This is a genomic window from Bradyrhizobium sp. CCBAU 25360, assembly GCF_028128695.1.
Classification (GTDB): Bacteria; Pseudomonadota; Alphaproteobacteria; order Rhizobiales; family Xanthobacteraceae; genus Bradyrhizobium; species Bradyrhizobium ottawaense.
The window spans coordinates 1-17,798 of the sequence record NZ_LBJA01000033.1; the positions used below are offsets into that span (position 1 = coordinate 1).

General features: G+C 59.0%; 17 protein-coding genes and 2 tRNA genes. 12 read left to right on the plus strand and 7 right to left on the minus strand.

Annotated features, from left to right (window positions below; genetic code table 11):
• Positions 1–388: 388 nt before the first annotated feature.
• From XH81_RS09825 to XH81_RS09835, 3 genes are all read left to right on the plus strand, one after another.
• Entirely contained in the window at positions 389–1,873 is a 1,485-nt protein-coding gene (locus XH81_RS09825) for an MFS transporter (RefSeq protein ID WP_028142004.1), read from the plus strand.
• 4 nt (positions 1,874–1,877) lie between these two features.
• Complete coding sequence (gene otsB / locus XH81_RS09830) at positions 1,878–2,696, plus strand: trehalose-phosphatase (protein ID WP_028142003.1); 819 nt, start codon at positions 1,878–1,880, stop codon at positions 2,694–2,696.
• 240 nt (positions 2,697–2,936) lie between these two features.
• Entirely contained in the window at positions 2,937–4,400 is a 1,464-nt protein-coding gene (locus XH81_RS09835; RefSeq protein ID WP_028142002.1) for a trehalose-6-phosphate synthase, read from the plus strand.
• Between the two features lie 109 nt (positions 4,401–4,509).
• On the opposite strand, the gene XH81_RS09840 is transcribed toward XH81_RS09835, so the two are convergent.
• A complete protein-coding gene (locus XH81_RS09840; protein ID WP_028142001.1) occupies positions 4,510–4,851 on the minus strand; it encodes a hypothetical protein in 342 nt (113 codons plus the stop codon).
• A gap of 194 nt (positions 4,852–5,045) precedes the next feature.
• Here XH81_RS09840 and XH81_RS09845 point away from each other — a divergent pair.
• Positions 5,046–5,135 (plus strand) — tRNA-Ser (locus XH81_RS09845).
• Positions 5,136–5,272: 137 nt separating this feature from the next.
• On the opposite strand, the gene XH81_RS09850 is transcribed toward XH81_RS09845, so the two are convergent.
• Entirely contained in the window at positions 5,273–5,740 is a 468-nt protein-coding gene (locus tag XH81_RS09850; protein ID WP_271596118.1) for a hypothetical protein, read from the minus strand.
• Positions 5,741–5,824: 84 nt separating this feature from the next.
• Here XH81_RS09850 and XH81_RS09855 point away from each other — a divergent pair, with 84 nt between their 5' ends.
• On the plus strand, positions 5,825–6,064 hold the full coding sequence (locus tag XH81_RS09855) for a helix-turn-helix domain-containing protein (protein WP_271596119.1): 240 nt from the start codon (positions 5,825–5,827) through the stop codon (positions 6,062–6,064).
• A 494-nt stretch (positions 6,065–6,558) separates the two neighbouring features.
• Here the strand turns inward: XH81_RS09855 and XH81_RS09860 are convergent, their stop codons facing one another.
• Positions 6,559–6,987, minus strand: coding sequence for a DUF6641 family protein (locus XH81_RS09860; protein ID WP_271596120.1), 429 nt, complete (start codon positions 6,985–6,987; stop codon positions 6,559–6,561).
• Between the two features lie 227 nt (positions 6,988–7,214).
• Between XH81_RS09860 and XH81_RS09865 the strand changes: the two genes are divergently transcribed.
• Positions 7,215–7,311 (plus strand) — tRNA-Arg (locus XH81_RS09865).
• Between the two features lie 77 nt (positions 7,312–7,388).
• Here the strand turns inward: XH81_RS09865 and XH81_RS09870 are convergent.
• Positions 7,389–7,871 carry a hypothetical protein gene (locus tag XH81_RS09870; protein ID WP_271596121.1) on the minus strand — a complete coding sequence of 161 codons (483 nt, stop codon included), beginning with the start codon at positions 7,869–7,871 and terminating at the stop codon, positions 7,389–7,391.
• Between the two features lie 250 nt (positions 7,872–8,121).
• On the opposite strand from XH81_RS09870, the gene XH81_RS09875 reads away from it, so the two are divergent.
• From XH81_RS09875 to XH81_RS38575, 3 genes are all read left to right on the plus strand, one after another.
• Positions 8,122–9,018 carry an SMODS domain-containing nucleotidyltransferase gene (locus XH81_RS09875; protein WP_271596122.1) on the plus strand — a complete coding sequence of 299 codons (897 nt, stop codon included), beginning with the start codon at positions 8,122–8,124 and terminating at the stop codon, positions 9,016–9,018.
• Positions 9,015–9,521, plus strand: a complete 507-nt coding sequence (locus XH81_RS09880; protein ID WP_271596123.1) for a hypothetical protein — start codon at positions 9,015–9,017, stop codon at positions 9,519–9,521. Before XH81_RS09875 ends, XH81_RS09880 begins: the two co-directional genes overlap by 4 nt.
• A 329-nt stretch (positions 9,522–9,850) precedes the next feature.
• Entirely contained in the window at positions 9,851–10,276 is a 426-nt protein-coding gene (locus tag XH81_RS38575) for a toll/interleukin-1 receptor domain-containing protein (protein WP_333913279.1), read from the plus strand.
• 637 nt (positions 10,277–10,913) lie between these two features.
• Here the strand turns inward: XH81_RS38575 and XH81_RS09890 are convergent.
• The 3 genes from XH81_RS09890 to XH81_RS09900 all read right to left on the minus strand — a co-directional run bounded on the left by XH81_RS09890 (position 10,914) and on the right by XH81_RS09900 (position 12,768).
• Positions 10,914–11,969: a DUF3883 domain-containing protein gene (locus tag XH81_RS09890; protein WP_271596125.1), complete on the minus strand. Its 1,056-nt coding sequence runs from the start codon at positions 11,967–11,969 to the stop codon at positions 10,914–10,916.
• A gap of 171 nt (positions 11,970–12,140) precedes the next feature.
• Positions 12,141–12,467 carry a hypothetical protein gene (locus XH81_RS09895; protein ID WP_271596126.1) on the minus strand — a complete coding sequence of 109 codons (327 nt, stop codon included), beginning with the start codon at positions 12,465–12,467 and terminating at the stop codon, positions 12,141–12,143.
• A gap of 34 nt (positions 12,468–12,501) precedes the next feature.
• Positions 12,502–12,768, minus strand: a complete 267-nt coding sequence (locus XH81_RS09900; protein ID WP_271596127.1) for a hypothetical protein — start codon at positions 12,766–12,768, stop codon at positions 12,502–12,504.
• 343 nt (positions 12,769–13,111) lie between these two features.
• Here XH81_RS09900 and XH81_RS09905 point away from each other — a divergent pair, with 343 nt between their 5' ends.
• The 3 genes from XH81_RS09905 (at position 13,112) to XH81_RS09915 (ending at position 17,695) form a co-directional block, all read left to right on the plus strand.
• Positions 13,112–14,668, plus strand: coding sequence for a hypothetical protein (locus XH81_RS09905; protein ID WP_271596128.1), 1,557 nt, complete (start codon positions 13,112–13,114; stop codon positions 14,666–14,668).
• A gap of 74 nt (positions 14,669–14,742) precedes the next feature.
• The gene (locus XH81_RS09910; RefSeq protein WP_271596129.1) at positions 14,743–15,441 is read left to right on the plus strand and encodes a hypothetical protein; all 699 of its coding nucleotides are present in this window, start codon (positions 14,743–14,745) and stop codon (positions 15,439–15,441) included.
• A 1,324-nt stretch (positions 15,442–16,765) separates the two neighbouring features.
• A complete protein-coding gene (locus XH81_RS09915; RefSeq protein WP_333913282.1) occupies positions 16,766–17,695 on the plus strand; it encodes a hypothetical protein in 930 nt (309 codons plus the stop codon).
• Positions 17,696–17,798 lie beyond the last annotated feature (103 nt).

The following is a 17,798-nucleotide window of genomic DNA, read 5'->3' on the forward strand; positions in this document are numbered from 1 at the left end:
GTCCCGGATCAGCGCTCCGCTCCCGGCAACGCTACGCGTTGCCAAGAGCTCCGCTTGTCCGGGACGACAACGGAGTTTGCGCGGTTGATGTAGAAGGTCAGCATCGACAGCGCGCTTCGCACTCGTCCGCACGGCGCCGCGCTTGGCGCTCGTCGTCCTGCGCAAGGCTGTTTTGCGGGATTGTGTCGTCTTTCTGACATGAGCCATGCGTCAACTCCTTGCGGCTCCATCGGAAACGAGCGGTACGAAGGGCGTTCCCGTGGGAACCCGGCCTCGCCGCAGACGTTGTCGCAGGTGGCAGGCGGAATGCCGCACCCCGATGATCGGATCAACCCCGTCCACGTCATGTGAGCCGGGGGCGCTTCCATTGATCAGACACAACAACCCGATGGAATTGCAGCAAAGCCCAGCGCCGAACTATGCTCCTGTGGTCGCGGCAGCCGCGGCCGATCGCATCGTCGAGACCAGTATCCCCGCGCGGCTCGACGCGCTGCCCTGGAGCGGCTTTCACACTCGCGTCGTGCTGGCGCTCGGCATCACCTGGATCCTCGACGGACTCGAGGTGACGCTGGCCGGTGCGCTCTCCGGTGCGCTGAAGCAGAGCCCGTCGCTGCAATTCACCAATCTCGATCTCGGCATTGCCAATTCCGCCTATCTCGCCGGCGCCGTGCTCGGTGCGCTCGGCTTCGGCTGGCTGACCGACCGCATCGGCCGCAAGAAGCTGTTCTTCATCACGCTGGCACTCTATCTCTCGGCGACGGCCGCGACCGCTCTGTCATGGAATGTCGCGAGCTACGCGCTGTTTCGTTTCCTCACCGGTGCCGGCATCGGCGGCGAATACACCGCGATCAACTCGACCATCCAGGAGCTGGTGCCGGCGCGCTATCGCGGCTGGACCGATCTCGTCATCAACGGCAGTTTCTGGATCGGGGCCGCAATGGGCGCGGTGGCGTCGATCGTGCTGCTGGATCCTGCCGTGATCAACCCCGATCTCGGCTGGCGCCTGGCTTATCTCATCGGCGCGACCGTCGGCCTCGTCGTGCTCTTGATGCGGATGTGGATTCCGGAGAGTCCGCGCTGGCTGATGATCCATGGCCGCCCCGATCAGGCCCACGCAATCGTCGACGAGATCGAACGCTCGGTGATCGGACACGACCAGGATACGAGCGACGGACGCTTCACAAAGATCCGGCTGAAGATGCGCGATCACACGCCGATCCGCGAGGTCGTGCACACGCTGTTCTCGGCATATCGCCAGCGCGCGCTGGTCGGCCTCGTGCTGATGAGTGCGCAGGCCTTCTTCTACAATGCCATCTTCTTCACTTTCGCGCTGGTGCTGACCGATTTCTACGGCATCAGCGCCGATCATGTCGGCTGGTACCTGCTCCCCTTCGCCGCCGGCAATTTCCTTGGGCCCCTGCTGCTCGGCCGGCTGTTCGATACGCTCGGGCGCCGCATCATGATCATGTTCACCTATGGCGTGTCGGGCCTGTTGCTGGCGATCTCGGGCTATCTGTTCTCCATCGGCGTCCTCTCGGCGCAGGGGCAGACCATCGCCTGGATGGTGATCTTCTTCTTCGCCTCGCCGGCCGCGAGCGCGGCCTATCTCACCGTCAGCGAGACCTTTCCGCTCGAAGTTCGCGCGCTGGCGATCGCGGTGTTCTACGCGGTCGGCACCGGCATCGGCGGCGTGATCGGGCCGGCGCTGTTCGGCGTGCTGATCGACACGGGATCGCGCACCAGCGTGTTCGCCGGCTATCTGCTGGGGTCAGCCCTGATGATCGCGGCCGCGATCGTGGCGTGGCGCTATGCCGTCCCTGCGGAGCGCAAATCGCTCGAACAAATCGCGCGGCCGCTCGCCTTTATGGAGTAGACTGATGAAATCGGAATTTGCAGAAATGACGTTGGACCAGAAGCGCACCATGCCGGACGACGAAGCACCCGATGCGGTGCCGGTGCCGCATGCGCTGGTGCCGCATCTCGACGAGATCGCGATTCTGCTCGACATCGACGGCACGCTGCTCGACCTGATGCCGACGCCGCGCGAAGTGTGGGTGCCGCCGGGCCTGTCGGACACGCTGAATCGGCTGACCGAGCGCACCTCCGGCGCGCTGGCGCTGGTCAGCGGCCGCTCGCTCAACGACATCGACCTGATCTTCGCACCCGATGTGTTCCGCGCCGTCGCCGGCCACGGCGCGGAGATGCGGCTGTCGATCGACAATGAGGCCGATGACGTGCACGCCCCGCCGCTGGACAAGGAGCTGAAGCGGCGCCTGGCCGCCATCGCCAAGCTTTCGCCCGGCATTCTGCTCGAGGACAAGGGGTATTCACTCGCGCTGCATTACCGCCTCGCGCCGCACGCGGAGAAAGCGATCTACGAATCGGTCTCGGTGATCCGCGCCGACCTGCCCAATGCGCCGATCGAAGTGCTGCCCGGCAAGTTCGTCTGCGAGATCAAGCATTCCGGATTCACCAAGGCGACCGGCGTGCGCGAACTGATGAAGCGGGAGCCGTTCAAAGGACGGCGTCCGATCTTCATCGGTGACGACGTCACCGATGAAACCGTGTTCGCGATCATGCCCGACATGGATGGGCTTGCCTTCTCCGTCGGTCGCCGTGCCATGGGCGTGAATGGCCATTTCGACGCGCCGAACGATGTGCGTGCGTTCCTTGCCCGCCTGCTCGACCCGAGGTGAAATAAAGGCAAGGCCGCGTCGCAGACATGATGCTTTGGGAACGGCGCCGTCGCGCGCCGCTAAGCGTGCTGCGCAACATGGCCGCATAAGCTGACTTTGCAACGAAATCTCGGGTTCCCGAAGCGAAACCAGTTCCAACGCGCGTGCCCGATTTTGGTTTCAATTGGTTGAAACGATGACAGGAACCATATTGATGAACGGCAGTTAAACGGGGTGGAATGAAACAGGAGGGGACGACCTGTGAACTTAGTCGTCGTTTCGAATCGCGTCGCGCGCGGCAAGCCTAACGAGCCCATGACGGGCGGCCTCGCGGCGGCCTTGTTGCCGGTGGTGGAACATTCGGGCGCGATCTGGGTGGGTTCTTCGGGCCGTGTGCGTGACGGCCATCAGAAGGAGCCGTTCGCGGAGATCGAAGCGCTCGGATCGGGCGCGATTGCGACGTTGGACCTGCCGGCGGCGCATTACGGCGGCTATTACGAAGGCTTTGCCAATTCGGCGCTGTGGCCCGCGCTGCATTCGCGCAGCGATCTGATCCGCGTCTCGCGCGACGATTACGTCAGCTATCGCGAGGTCAACGCCTTCATGGCGCGCGCCTTGATGCGCTTCCGAAAAGCCAAGACCGCGTTCTGGGTGCAGGATTATCATTTCCTCGCGCTCGGCGCCGAACTGCGTGATCTCGGCGTCGACGATCCGATCGGCTTCTTCCTGCATACGCCGTGGCCGGTCGCCGCGGTGATGCAGGGCGTGCCCAATCATCGCGAGCTGATCACGGCAATGCTGGCCTACGATCTGCTCGGCTTCCAGACCGAGGAGGATTGCCAGAATTTTCTCGGCTACGTCGCGAGCGAGCTTGGCCTCGCCGTCGAGGACGGCGTTGCGATTTCGCAGCATGGCCGCACCCGCTGCGAGGTCTTCCCGATCGGAATCGATGCGGAGAAGTTTGCGCAATACGCGGCGAAATCGGCCTCGCATCCCGACGTGTCGCGGCTGCGGCGCAGCCTCAATGGCGAGCGCCTCGCGATCGGTGTCGACCGGCTCGACTATTCGAAGGGCCTCGTCAACCGCATCAGCGCGTTCGACCGGCTCTGGACCGAACAGCCGCAATTCTTGCGCAGCATCTCGCTGCTGCAGATCGCCAACCCCTCGCGCGGCGGCATCGAAGCCTATGGCAATCTGCAGAACGATGTCGCGCGCCTCGTCACCGACGTCAACGGCCGCCACGGCGAGGTCGACTGGACGCCGATCCGCTATTTGAACAAGGGCTTCAGCCAGGCGGTGCTCGCAGGGCTCTACCGGACCGCGCAGATCGGCGTGGTGACGCCGCTGCATGACGGCATGAACCTCGTCGCCAAGGAATATGTCGCCGCGCAAAACCCGGCCGATCCCGGCGTGCTGGTGCTGTCGAAATTCGCAGGCGCGGCCAACGAGCTCGATGCCGCGCTGGTCGTCAATCCGCACGACATCGACGGCATGGCCCGCGCGATCGCGATCGCCGCCGCGATGCCGCTCACCGAGCGCAAGATGCGCTGGGACGCGATGATGAAGAAGCTGCGCGGCCACACCATCCAGCAATGGTCGGCCGATTTCGTCGCCGAGCTCGAGAAGTGCCGGACGGAGAAGGCCGCTGTCACCCCGCTCGCCACGCAGCCGCCGCAGGCTCTGCGCTGGCTGAAGTCGGCGATCTCAGGCGTAAGGCTGATATAGGATTCCGCGTCATGGCCGGGCTTGTCCCGGCCATCCACGTCTCACCCCAAGTCCTTAAGAACGTGGATGCCCGGGACAAGCCCGGGCATGACGGCGTACGACTGCGGCCTCAATAGCAATACGACACCCCATCCAGAATGGCGCATTGCCGCTTGTTCGGCGCGTTGGGATCGTCCATCGGCGCCATGCCCTTGCCCTTGCCGACGAACACGCCGGGCCCGACATGCACCGAGCTCTTGTTGCCGATGATCACGCTCGGATGCGGCGCCGAGCTCGAGCGCGTGCCGTCCGGCCAGATGATGGCATCGCCCGACAGCACCCCGCGCCGGCCGTCGTTGCAGCTGACATCGACCCCTTGCCGGGTGCAGACCTGGGCGGCGGCGGGCACGGCGAAGGCGGAGCCAAGGGCCGAAATCAGGCCAAGGGCGACGATGGTGCTGCGGATGGTCATGGCGTCCCCGGTCGTGTCTGCTGTTCTCAGGTGAATCGTCGCGCCAAACCCGTCACCGGTTCAGCCGGCAAGCCGGTCAGGGCATCTGCCACGCCAGATATTATCCCGTAAATACAATATCTTACGGAAAATTCACCCGATTTCCCCGCGATCCCTTGCAAAATCATCGGCGCCCCTTCAAGAGAGGGCGCTCCGGAGAGATGGCCGAGTGGCTTAAGGCGCACGCTTGGAAAGCGTGTGTGCGGGAAACCGTACCGTGGGTTCGAATCCCACTCTCTCCGCCACGATTAGTCATCAAGCCCATGACAAGTTTAGTTTTTCGGTATTGCTGACAGTAGGGTACCACATTCCACCCCACATAATTTTTTGACTTAGCCTAGCCCATGGTAGGCCTGTCCACTGCCACCAAAAAACGGCTTGATCAGCCACCGGCCCCTCCGGTCCAGGTCCCCTTGTCGGTGACGATCTTCACCGACACTGGTTCGCACCTCAGCCCGATGCCATACGCATCTCCCGTCTTAATCGTCCTGTTGGTCACATTGATAAACTGAGCTGCCAACAGCATGGCGAAATTGGCGACACCGTCGTCCGGGACGCACTCTGGCCTGCCGTTTACGACAACCTTTTCGATAGTGACGGGCTGCTCGGTGATCGAGACGATCTTCAAATGATCCCAACACTGCGTAGCCTTTCGATCCAGATACCTGCATTCATGTGTCACCCGTAGTGACGGCCCTGCTGGTGGGACGTAGCCGGTAGCCACATCGATCGCAGCTGCGAGAGCGGGCTTTAGCGCCGGAAACCACGAGTACAGCGTTTGAATGTTTGCGACGGCCAGCGGAATACCCAAGAGTAGGAGCAAGGTCACTGTCGCGCTAATCTTTTTCACTTTAGCCCCTCGTTATTGGTGATGCTGATCGTTTGAGGCTTTAAAGCCGTGGGCGAATAAACCACAGGTTGGTCTGGTCCGTACATGGACCTCCGCCAAGTTTTCGCGACCAACCTCAGGCGCATCCGGCATGACCGGAAGCTGTCCCAGGAGCGACTGGCTAATGATGCTGGGGTGGACCGGGCCTACCTAAGCAGGGTCGAACGGGCCGTGACCTACGTTGGCCTGGAGATCGTCGAGAAGCTGGCAAAGATCCTGGACGTGGACCCAGCCGAGTTCTTTCGGAAGCCGAGCCGGGCCGGTCCCCGCCGGAAGGTTAGCTGAGCCCTTTCCGGTCCCTTCCAGCTCACCCGACTTTGGATTGAGATCGGACCAATCCCGTCCCGTCCCGGCTCACCCTGGCCAAGTAGGGGATGACGTCCAGCCGATCCAAGCCGTTAAGCCGAACTTTAGCTGCACGTCCAAGCTGATCACTGCCAAAATCGGTCGGACGTATCCGTAGCGTCGCGAGCTGGCCGGGGTTTGGGCGCGGACGAGCAACCTCAGCCGAGGCGGCCGACCGGTATATGACAAGACGTCCAGTAGCTCATTTGCGGCAGCAAGTCGCGTCCAGCATCTCCGGCTTACTTCAATGCCGCAGGTGGCTGGACGTGTGTGCTACTGAGCTTGGGAGATCGAACCGTCGCGGGAGCAACGCGTGTCCGGTGGAAAGTCCGTCCAGATCGGAGGGCTCCGGCGTGGCCCTGCGGGCGAATACCCGACCCAACTGAGGCGAGACGGGCTGGGAGCACTACTGTTACCCAGCCCGCTCTGTATGGTCAGGCAGCCTTGCGGGACTTACCGATACCGCCAGTCTTGGCCGCCTGGCTGAAGTGGTCGTCCAACTCGCCAGCCCGCACAGCTCCGATCAGGGCGTCGATGACGGCCGGCAGCTTGTCCTTGGAGCCGACGACGATGCCGGCCTTGCCTTTCTCAAACTCGATCGGCTTGGCACCGAACTTGATCGACATGACCACCTGTCCGCTCGCGTCTGTCTTCCACCAGGGCCGGACCGCCTGCTGTTTGGTCGTGGCCTGACGCTCGCCGTTGACCTTGGTCCAACGCTGGACGGTCCTGACGTGGTTAGGGTCGTTGAGGAGCAGCTTCTGCTCCTCCAGCTTGGTAATGAACTTGGTCCGGCGCATGTGCACCGGATCGCTGGCGACCTTGGGCAGTGCGGTGAACGAGAGGGACTTGAGGATCGGCATTTGGGTTCTCCGTTGTTGGATAAACCCGCCCGACCCTAATCGGGTGTAGGGGACTGTACATGCCGTTAGCCAACCCGTCCGCGCGCTAGAGTTTTTTGATGACGATGAGCCGCCAAGTTCCTGCCAGCTGAACCGCCGCTAGTTGTCCGGTAAGGCCAATTCAGTTTTGCTTGAGCACTGATCCGCTGGGGTGAAAGACTTTGGTGATTGGAGCAAAAGTGGACCAAGAAGTTCCATGGAGATCGCTACGGACGACCGGGACGTCGCCAGATCGTCGGTTTCCTAAACCGTAGGTCACATGTTCGAGTCATGCCGGGATCGCCAAAACTTCAACGACTTAGCCGCGAGCGCATTGAGCGGAGCGGAAATTTTGCTCCGTTTTGCTCCGCAGTCATTTTGCTCTATCGCCGAAGGTCAGGCGGCTTAGTATTCCACGATTTCACGGGGGCTACTTCCTTCATCGTCGGTATGTTCTCTGGGCGCTCTGGGTATGAAAACTCTTCGTCGCGCAACCATCGACCCTCAAAGCGATTCCACATCATCATTGCATCGAACTGCTGCCCGAACTCGTAGACGCACCACAAGCCGCCGCGCTGGATTTTCTCGCCGGTCGAGTCGAAGGGGATGCCGTTGAGGCGGGACATCTCGCTGAAGACATGCCAGTGCGCGCGAATGTATCCATCCTCGAAAGCAACATGGTACGGCTGCGCCGGCTTCCAGCGATAGTTGCCCTGACCCCGCAAGTAGAACCCGCGCCGCTGCATCATGAACGCTGGGATGCGGGTGATTGCCTTGGCGATCTTCCTTGCTCCATCCGACGAAAGCTTGCTGTGACCGAACGACCATTTTTGTAGATCGTCCCGGCAATGCACTGTCGCCAGCACGATGCCATTGGCGTCCTTCGCGATGAACGAATCCTCGTGCGGCCGATCGACGGTCCACGGGGAGAAAACGTCGGTCTTGGGTCAGTCTGCATTGAGAACATATAAAGAACATAAATCAACCGGTGAATAACGGGTGTAAGTTAACGGCAGGAGAATCAGGGGTTGCGGCGACTCAAATGGAACCCCACATGATGGTGTCAGAGGGTGGGGGGGCACTGCATGTAGCCCACATCATGACTAGGAGGTCATAATGACTGTGGGAGTGTCTTCCTTGAGTGTTTCAGAACGGTTCAAGCAGTTCCTTGACAACATCACGCTGAGCACGGCGCAGATCGACGACGGCAAGACCAAGCGCGCCAGCGTCTGCAAGGTGCTCAACATCAAGTACTGGTCGTCCTCCTCCGAAACGGACAACAGTTTTTACGTCGGCTCTTGGGGAAAATACACCCGCATCCGACCGCCACGCGATGTCGATGTCTTATTCAAGCTCCCGAAGTCGGTCTATGACCGTTTCCAGTTGCGCACCGGCAACAAGCAGTCCCAGCTTCTCCAGGAAGTGAAGGACGCGCTGAAAGCCAGTTTTCCCAAAACCGACGTTCGCGGCGACGGTCCGGTGATCAAGGTGCCATTCGCATCATACGCCGTCGAGCTGGTGCCGGCGTTCCCTTTGACGACCGGCAAGTACTACATCCCGCTCACGACGAATGGCGGCAGCTACAAGGAATTCGATCCGGACGCTGAATACAAAGCTGTTGCGGACTCGAACAAGACGACGAACGAAAACACCCGCGAACTCATCCGCATGATGAAGTGCTGGCAGGGTTACTGCTCGGTGCCACTCAAGTCCTTCTGGATCGAAATAATGGCGGTCGATTTTCTCTCGTCGTGGGAGAATGCGGGCAAAAGCCGTACCTACTATGACTGGATGGTCCGAGATTTTCTGAAATACCTGGTCGGCAAAGTGAACAGCTATATCTGGGTGCCCGGTACATATGAACTGATCTGGATCGGCGATGCCTGGAAGTCACGTACTGACAGCGCGTATGCCCGCGCCGTGAAAGCTTGCGAATACGAGTCCAATAATGACTCGGTAATGGCAGGCATTGAGTGGCAGAAAATCTTCGGCAACGACATGCCCCTGATATGAGCGATGCAGCGGCGGCGGCTCTGAAAGCGCAGTGCAGGGAACAGTGGGAACGCTGCCTCTACACATCGAATACGCTTATGGTCTGGCTTCGCGCGTTGCGCGTGACGCGCATCGTGTTCGTGGTGTTGCCCATCATCTTCGGTGCGCTGGCGAGCTGGGAAATTCTGAAGGGCGACAATCGGTACGAATACCTCACGGCTACCATGGCGCTCGTCGCCGGGCTTATCCCGGCGGTTTACGCGGCGTTGAAGCTTGATGAGCACTTACCGACGGCAACTCGGCTAGCAGGCGAATACAAAAATCTGGAGATCGTTTTCGGCGACCTTGCCGCGATCGGTCCCCACAAGCCGTTCGATGCATTCGAGGCTGAATACAAAGAAGCCCGAACTCGTTTGGAAAACGCGAACAGCGACGCCTATACGCCGCCGGAATGGTGCTTTAAGCGAGCACGGAAGAAAATCCGTGCCGGGCACTACACCTTCGGCGAGGATCCGCCGAGATAATGCAACTCCCTTGAAGAGAGACCGACATGTCTAGATGCACGGCACCAGTAAGAGGGCATATACGGGGCGGCGGAGAGGACTGCCCAGTGTGCGGGCCGCGCTATCGCGGCTTTAGGTCGTCTTACACTCCGTCTTATACCCCGTCCTACCCTTCCCCGTCCCCATCCGCGTCGTGGAGCAGCGGTGGCAGCCGCAGCAGCAGTGGGGGCGGCAGGTCAAGTCGCAACACAAAGCCACGCTGGTCGGGAGCCGGCTCGTCTCAGCTTTACACGCCCGAAGAAGTGCGTGCGCTTACGCCAATCCGTGAGACCGTCGAAAAGCGAGCGGCAATGCCGGACCTTCGGCAGATTTTCTTGTGCCACGCGTGGGACGACCGGCTGGGGGCAGCGAAGGAGCTGTACGATCTGCTCGTAGCACGGGGCGTCTCGGTCTGGTTCAGCGAAAACGACATTGGCCTCGGTGAGCCGTTTCTCCGGGCTATCGACAAGGGCTTGGCGAAGTCGCGGATCGGGATCGTGCTGGTGACTCCTTCGATGCTGAAGCGCCTTCCAGCAGGGGGCGTCGCAGACAAAGAGCTTTCGGTACTTCTCCAGCGTGACCAAATCGTACCAATAATACACAACACGTCGTACGATGCTCTTCGCGACGTCAGCCCTATGCTCGCCTCGCGAAACGGCCTGGACACGGCAGAAATGCCGATGGCCGACGTCGCGGCTAAGCTCGCCGAGCTGGTCGCCGTCCCTATCGCTGCATGAAGCCGTTCGAGTTACTTGGATAATTGGGCTGAGCTCAAGCCTTGGCTTGAAGTACCTTGTCGTCGGCAAATTGACGAGAGAGAAATGGCGAACGCTGCTTGGCGCCTTTATATAGGCAACGGTGCTCGCTAATTGCAATCGCACCTGATCGAGGTGCAGAACGTCATCCCACTTTTGGGAAACGACTTCCCTAGTCTAGTCGCGAAGTCGTAAGATCATCTGTTCTTTAGCCCGCATATAACTGATGACACATTTATTCTTCTACCATCAGTCCTCCTAAGTGTCCCTGACCCCGGGTATTTCTGTACTCGGTAGGACGCGACCTCCTCTCCGACCCAATACGATTCGGCATCGTCCTCGCGTTTTATAGCGGGTCGAAGAACCGATAGTCGCCACGCCCCACCCTGTGATCAGCTGTGGCCTCTGGCTAGGGCCGGGGGGTTATCCGAAACAGGTCCCCGGGGGGTAGCTGAAATTGGGTCCTCGGAAAGGGTAGCACAGCAAGCAAGGATCGTTAGTTGCGGGACTCTTAAAGCCATTGATCTCGGCGCTTCTCGAAGTCCGCATGGGATCGATTTTCTGCCCCATGCACAGCGAGCGTACGGAAAAGCCTCGCTGGGACGTGTGGGCTAAAGCTTTATTTTCGCTGTGCGCGATAGGACGTCGGATTCAGCACAAGGCATTTCTCAAGCGCTCCTCGATAGACGGTAATCTCAGGAGAAGCCGGGAAATTGTACACCCGATAGAGCCGATACGACTCGTCCAGCCGAGACGATGTGCTAAGTTCATTGCTAGACACGAAAAACGGCGTGGCCTCGCCATGTGCTGTCGTCTTAACTTCGATGTGGATGGGCTTTCCATCGAGATCGAACGAGGATATGTCGTAGCCGTGGCCGTCCGCCTCGCTTGCCTCCCATTTCACCTTCGCGGCCAGATCGGCCCTGTTGGCCTCCTTCAGCGTTTGCCGCTCTCGCTCGAAGACGTAGCGTTCGCCGCCCTTGCCGAGTTCTCGATTTTCGGCATCTCTTAGCGCCCAGTCGATTCTGACGAGACGGGGCTTGCTCGCAGACTCAGTACGAATCGCCTCTGCTTCCGAGCTATCGAATTCTCGACCAATGCGATCCTCCAAGACGTACCGCAGAAGAGTTTGGAAGCCCGGCGCTGGTGCGTATCCTGGAAGCCATTCCCTCCCCATCTCTTGAAGCACCGCGCTTACGTTTTGTAACTTCCATTCGTAAGCCTTGGCAGTGCGAGAGGGTCCTTGCGAGTGTAATTTGCTATGGTAATCCTTCTTCTTGAAAGGCAAGCCAGCTTGATGAAGCGCGAGCATCTCAAGATAGGCGTCAACTGCGGCCTCTGCTTCTTCGATCCACCACCCCACGTGCCTGACGCCGGTGACGTGAAAGCCCAATCGATCTAAAGCCCAAGCAGCATTTCCCTTGACCTTTCCGCCACTACATTCATCCCAAGCAAGCGGCTCAGTTCCAAACTGATATCCAAACGCGACCGCCGCTATGGCTTTTGAATCATAAACGCCACCTGAGTAACGAAGGGCATACGCACGCGCGGGCTTAAAGTGATACAGGCGACGAAAAGCCTCCCGCCCTAATCGATCGCATTCGGCGATGGCAGCTTTCACCGCCGTTGGGCTTGTCAGCTTGTTTAAGGTGCGCGCTGGGCTGTCGTGAGCCATGAATTTCTCTAACGAAATCTTCCGAAAGGTTCGATCATCTCGTGCGCGCGCGGCTCTGTGTAGTTGCTGCCGCCATAGTGGAGGGCATGTCGGCAACGCCCTCGCGGTTCGGCGACGAAGCCCCCTGCGTTCGAACGCAGGGGGGCTTCTTCAAAGTCCCGACTGGAAAATTCAGGTGGTGTGCCAACCATACATGGCACCTGTCTTCCAGCAATGGTCTCGCGCTACGCGAGCTCCGCTACCAATTTGACGCATGCCCAACGACAACAGCTCTTGTTTCAGCCAGCGTCCAATGATGCGGAGCGCTTGATGGTCGAGCATGCGATCCAATCCTTTACGGACAGCTTCGCGACCGACGGCTTGCAAGGCCGGGACGCCGTCACGAGAAAGCTGCTGGCATTCTTCAAGGACTTCGGGGCTCTCCAAGATCGGCTGCAACAACTTTCCAATCTTGGTTTCGCGAAAATCGGCTACAGTTTTTGAGTACTTTTTGGACATATCAATCTCGTCAATATCAGTATCGCTTTGACGTTCAGACTTTCTTTTTCTTCCAGTCGGCATGTCTAAGTGCCGTCGCTCGATACGAAATTTTCATTTCCTTGGCTGCGGCATAGATCGAAACGCCACGCTCAAAGAGAGAGAAAAGATGAGCAATGCCTGCGTCGGTCAGATGACCCGTATCCCGAAACCAGTTCGGGTTGCGCTCATCTTGATTATCTTTATCTGGTTGAAGGATGGCGAGAGCGGCTTGCAGATGCTCGACGACCTTCTCTAGCTCGGCAGGGCCTAAGCCTTTCATAGGTGACATCTCCTGTGTGATTGAGTAGGATACTAGTATCATTGAATTCATTGATACTCGATAAAAAAGGAGCCGCTTTGCTCACTATTTCGTGAATTGGGGTGAACTGCTAGAAGAACGCGGGTCCTCTCTGAAGTTCGATCACGCCGCTTACGCGAGAGAAAGCGCCTCCCTGAATCCCACTTGCGACATTTACGGTGTGACAGGTGCTTTTTGGGTGATGATAAACATAACAATAAGGCATTGATATTGTTCAGGGATTTTTGATGCTCGTTCAATCCGAAAAAGACGGCCTCAGCATAGAGAAGCTGTTATAAATAGAGCAGTATGACATACTGGGCCCATGCCCAGTCTTGAAGACGTTTTCCGGCGAATTGGCCCTGCGCTCACCACCGAGCTCATCGCCGAAATGGCGAAGGACGGCCTGTCGGCGGCTGCCGCGCGCCAACGCATCGCGCGTGCAGACGACTTCACAATCAAGCGGCTGGCTGGCCTTCGCTTCCCGCACAACGCGCGCTTCCTCTATCTCGATGATCAGTTCGGCGACAAGAAATATTGGAAAGCGTTGGAGCGCGTTTTCCGGAATCACGGCAAGTCATATTGGGGTGCAATCTCAGGCCTGAAGGCGCGCGGCGGCATCTTCCCGCGCCGGTTCTTCGAAGGAGTATGCGGCACCCCTGCTGCGCGGTCCCGGCAGCTTTCTCCGCAACGTGTTTTCGACCGCCTATCGGCGATCAACTTGCTTGAAGAGATTTATGACGACGCGACCAACGAAACTTACGTGAAGTTTCGGCCCTTGGAATATAGCGGCGACACCATAACGCGGATCAGAGCCCGGCTTGTTGCCGAGAATGTCGTGTTGCATGGCATGAAAGAATGGTTCCGACGCACAGGTTTCGGAAGTTTCGATAAGGTCAGGGTTCGCGGTGAAGGCGATGCCCCTATGGTATCGAGCATCACGTGGGATCTCAGCGCGCCGTCTTACGCTCGGCCGCTGGTGAGTTCCGCAGGCAATGGGCTTAAGCCAGGCTTCATCGTTTGCGATGTCAATTTGCGCGATGTGCTCAGCGAAGATGCGGTTGCGGCCTTCGTTCGCAAGCATGATCTTGCATCAGCACCGGCAAACGTTGCCCCGATCATGCCGTTCCTTGTTGCTGACGGCTTCGCCGGTAAGGCGTTCGGGCTCGCTCGTTCAAGAGGAATTCTTGCGACGACGACATCGCATTTGTTCGGCGAGGAAGTCGCGAAGGCGCTCCGTGACTTGATCGCGCTTCTCACCGATACAGGGGCAACAGCTTCGGTCAATCCGGATCACATCGAGCGTGTCCTGAAAAGCCTAACCCGTATCGAAGGGGCGGCGAACAATCTTCGTGGTGCGCTCTTCGAGATCATCGTGGGCTCCCTCGCCAAGGACGTCGAAGGCGGATATCTGAGGTCGGGCGAAAAGTGGAAAGACTACGAGACGGGCCGGACAGCAGAGACCGACGTGCTCCTCGACCGGCCGCACGACAAAGGTCCGCTTGTGATCGAATGCAAGGCGAAAATCCCCGGCGGGCGCGTAAACTTAGAGGAAGTGCAGAAGTGGCGCGAAGACCGGGTGCCGCTGCTGCACAAGATATTCAGGACGGACGGGCGCTTGTCCGGCAGGCACGTGACTTTCGAGCTGTGGACGAACGGCCCGATCGGAGCCGATGCCCTGGCGTGGCTCGAAGCTTATCCAGCAACAAAGGATTACAGCGTCGGATGGAAGGATGGCGACGCTTTGAAGCCATATGTTGAGCAGGCGTCTTCGGCTGCCATCCGCCGCGCCATGAGCGAGCACTATTTTCATCATCCGCTCGCCAAGATCGCGGCGCAGGTAGCGCGCGAAACAGGTGCCGTTCGACCAAGTCAGGTGTGATGGATGCACATCCACGGCCTGACCTTGTCAATATCTATGAGCAAATGGGGGCAAGCCTGGGCTTGCGACAAAACATGGCGAGAAAGAAATGTCGTTCCGGCTCGCCGCGCTTCTGGCAGCACGATTCACGTCGGTCTAGAAAAGGCGCGGCCCTCCCCGTTCGAGATGGTCAGCAGTTGGGATTTGCGAAGCTCGATAGTCAGGAGTACGAGTGGCTAGGGTACCATTTAGCGGTACTTGTGGGGGCTGCCGTGGCTCGAGTCGAATATGGTCTTATTCGCGTTGGTGCTAAGCGGGAGCGAGCAGCGATCTCCTATCGCATTAGTCCCGCGAGTTACGCTGTGCGCGAAAAAGAGCTTGTCGTTCATCGCGATCTTTCTGTCGAGGAGCAGGCCGCCCTTGAACGAGCAAGCAGCTTGCTGGCGTACTTGGCTTGGATTGGCGCAACGGATCATGCGGACGACACCAATTTGATCGTCAATCCTGCTCGGGATGGATTGAAGGTTGTCGCGATTGATTTTGAGAACGCCTTTGGCGGGGATCTGAGCAGCATTGGCATCGAAATCCCACCGTCGCCACTACTTCGATTGCACTCCAATCGCCGGCGCCTTGAAGGTGTTGTTCGCAGGATTGAGGGACTCAAAAGAAGCCAAATAGCTCGGCGCTGTAGAGCGTCCGGGATGAGTGCCGACGCAGCCCGAAGACTTGTCCGTTCGCTTTGTGATCGACGCAAAGGCCTAAGAAGCGCGTTGGAGGCTGAGGGCCTCCTTTGAAGGAAGTGCTATCCCATCTGATTATACAATAACCCTTCTATCATCAGTCTCTACAAGTCCCTGACCGGCCGGCGTTTTGAAGACTGCGGGGAGGCGGCCCCTTCTCGGACCGGTTACAATCCAGCATTGACCGGGCGCTTCATAACAGGTCGCCGAGCTGGCGAGGTGCAAGGCTCGGTTCGTCACTTGAGCTATGGACCTAACGGGGGCCCGGGGGTAGCCGAAAATGGGTCCCCGGAAAGGGTAGCACAGCAACAAAGATCCTTCGTTGCGAGACCCTTCAAGCCATTTCCCGGCTGTCCAGCTTCTGCACTTGTAAGACGAACGTCTGCTTTCGACCAGGTAGCGGACGACGATGCCGTAGTCCGCCATGTCGCCTAAGGGCCCATTAGCGGAAGTGCAGTCTGACAGCTACAGCACCGGAAACTGTATCTGTGTGGATCAACTCAGTGGTTGCGTTCTGGTCCCTCTGAGAGCATCAAAACCGGCCGTACTTAAGCGCATTCTGATGGTTGTGACTGCATCCCTGGCGACGCTCGTTTGGGGCTCGTCCTCTATCAGATTGTTTGCGAGCAACCACCATAGTGTGCGTGGTGACACGCCGTCGCGCTCGCATATCCAGACTCTACCGTTCGGCCCATAAACGCGAAAGACTTTCTGGTCGTTGATCGCGATCATTGCGCGACGCATCGGTGGCGTGACAAAGGCTGTCTTCGCAGAGCGCATTACAAACCGAACGAATGGCGGATGTGGTACAGCATACGTAAGGTGGCGTCGGTATAGACTCCATACGCATAGTGCCGGTCAGCGGCTACAAGCCCGCAGATTCCAATCAGGATTGCAAAGAGAACCTTGGCCATAATGCCGAAAAGCATCTCGCCCGGTGGTTGCGGAACCTTTAATGGCACGCCCCGGATTTTTTACGATCCGCCTTGGGTCAAAGGCGGCGGTCCGCGCCGGAGGCGATGACTTCCGCTATGCCCCCGACTACAGACCTACCGCTGCACTGCGCCAACGGATGCGATGGGCCAAGAGGCGACATCGCGAATAGGAAGTGACGATCCAGGTATTGCGTTTCGCAAACAAATCCCAAGAGCCGGGGCTACCCGCACCAGCTTCCGCAACTGAGATGACCCACCCCGCAAGTCCGGATGGGGCGGCGTCGTTCGTTCGTCAGCATCGAAGTCGTTCAGTCGCAACGACACTCAGCCTCTCATCTGTTCCGGGCGCTCGAAAAAGTCGGCTTCCTAATTGGGCGGCCTCGCCCTTCGACCTTCGACCTTGAAGGCATCCATATCTTATCATGCTTCCCCGCGGAACCTTGATGGAACTTTCGGGCGAGCTGCCCATTATCGCGCCACTGAAGGGGCATGCTGAGGAGACTTTAATGATCGATACTGTCGTGGTTGCTCCCACTCCGGGAGGAACGTCTACGTCAACGCTTGCGGGATTATCGTGGCCATCCATCGTGGCAGGCGCGGTAGTGGCTTGCGCGCTCACCCTCGTCTTGCTGGTCTTTGGGACCGGCCTCGGCCTTACCATGGTCTCTCCCTGGTCCGGCTCTGGCGTTTCAGCAACAACTTTCAAGATTACAACCGGGCTCTATCTCATTGTCATCGCTATGCTTGCGTCGTCGATCGGCGGCTATATTGCAGGTCGGCTACGTTCAAGCTGGACCGATGTACATCGCGATGAGGTTTATTTTCGGGACACCGCTCACGGCTTCATCGCCTGGGCTTTGGCCACCGTTCTCGGGGCCACCGCTCTCGCCATTCCGGCGACCAGTCTGATTGGAGGCAGCGCCGTCGGTGCATCCCAGGGCGCCGCTAACGCTGCGCAGACCAATGGCCCAATGGATGGTTATGTAGATACGCTTCTACGGTCGGACCCGGCAGCGACAGGCCCCACCGGGGCGGCCCCGGGCGGGACGACCAACGCAACCGACTCGCGCGGCGAGATGGTGCGCCTCTTCACGCGGAGCTTTCGCAATGGCGGTGACCTAAAGGGTTCTGATCGCGAATACGCAGCGAAAGTCGTCGCATCCCGCACAGGAATGAGCCAGGCCGATGCGGACAAGCGCGTCAATGACGTCGTAACGCAAGTGAAAGCCGATGCCGATGCCGCCCGCAAGGCAACTGCGTCCCTCGCCTTTTGGCTGACTGCAGCAATGCTCCTTGGAGCTTTCTGCGCCAGCCTCGCGGCCACTGAAGGCGGAGGCCTCCGCGATGGTACCTGGAATTCGCGGCGTCGATAGAAAAAGGAAGATACAAAGGAAGATACCATGCCCATTCTGCTTTGGCTGATAGGAATCCCCATCCCCCTAATCATCCTGATCATGTTGCTGCGCTAGGAGTTAC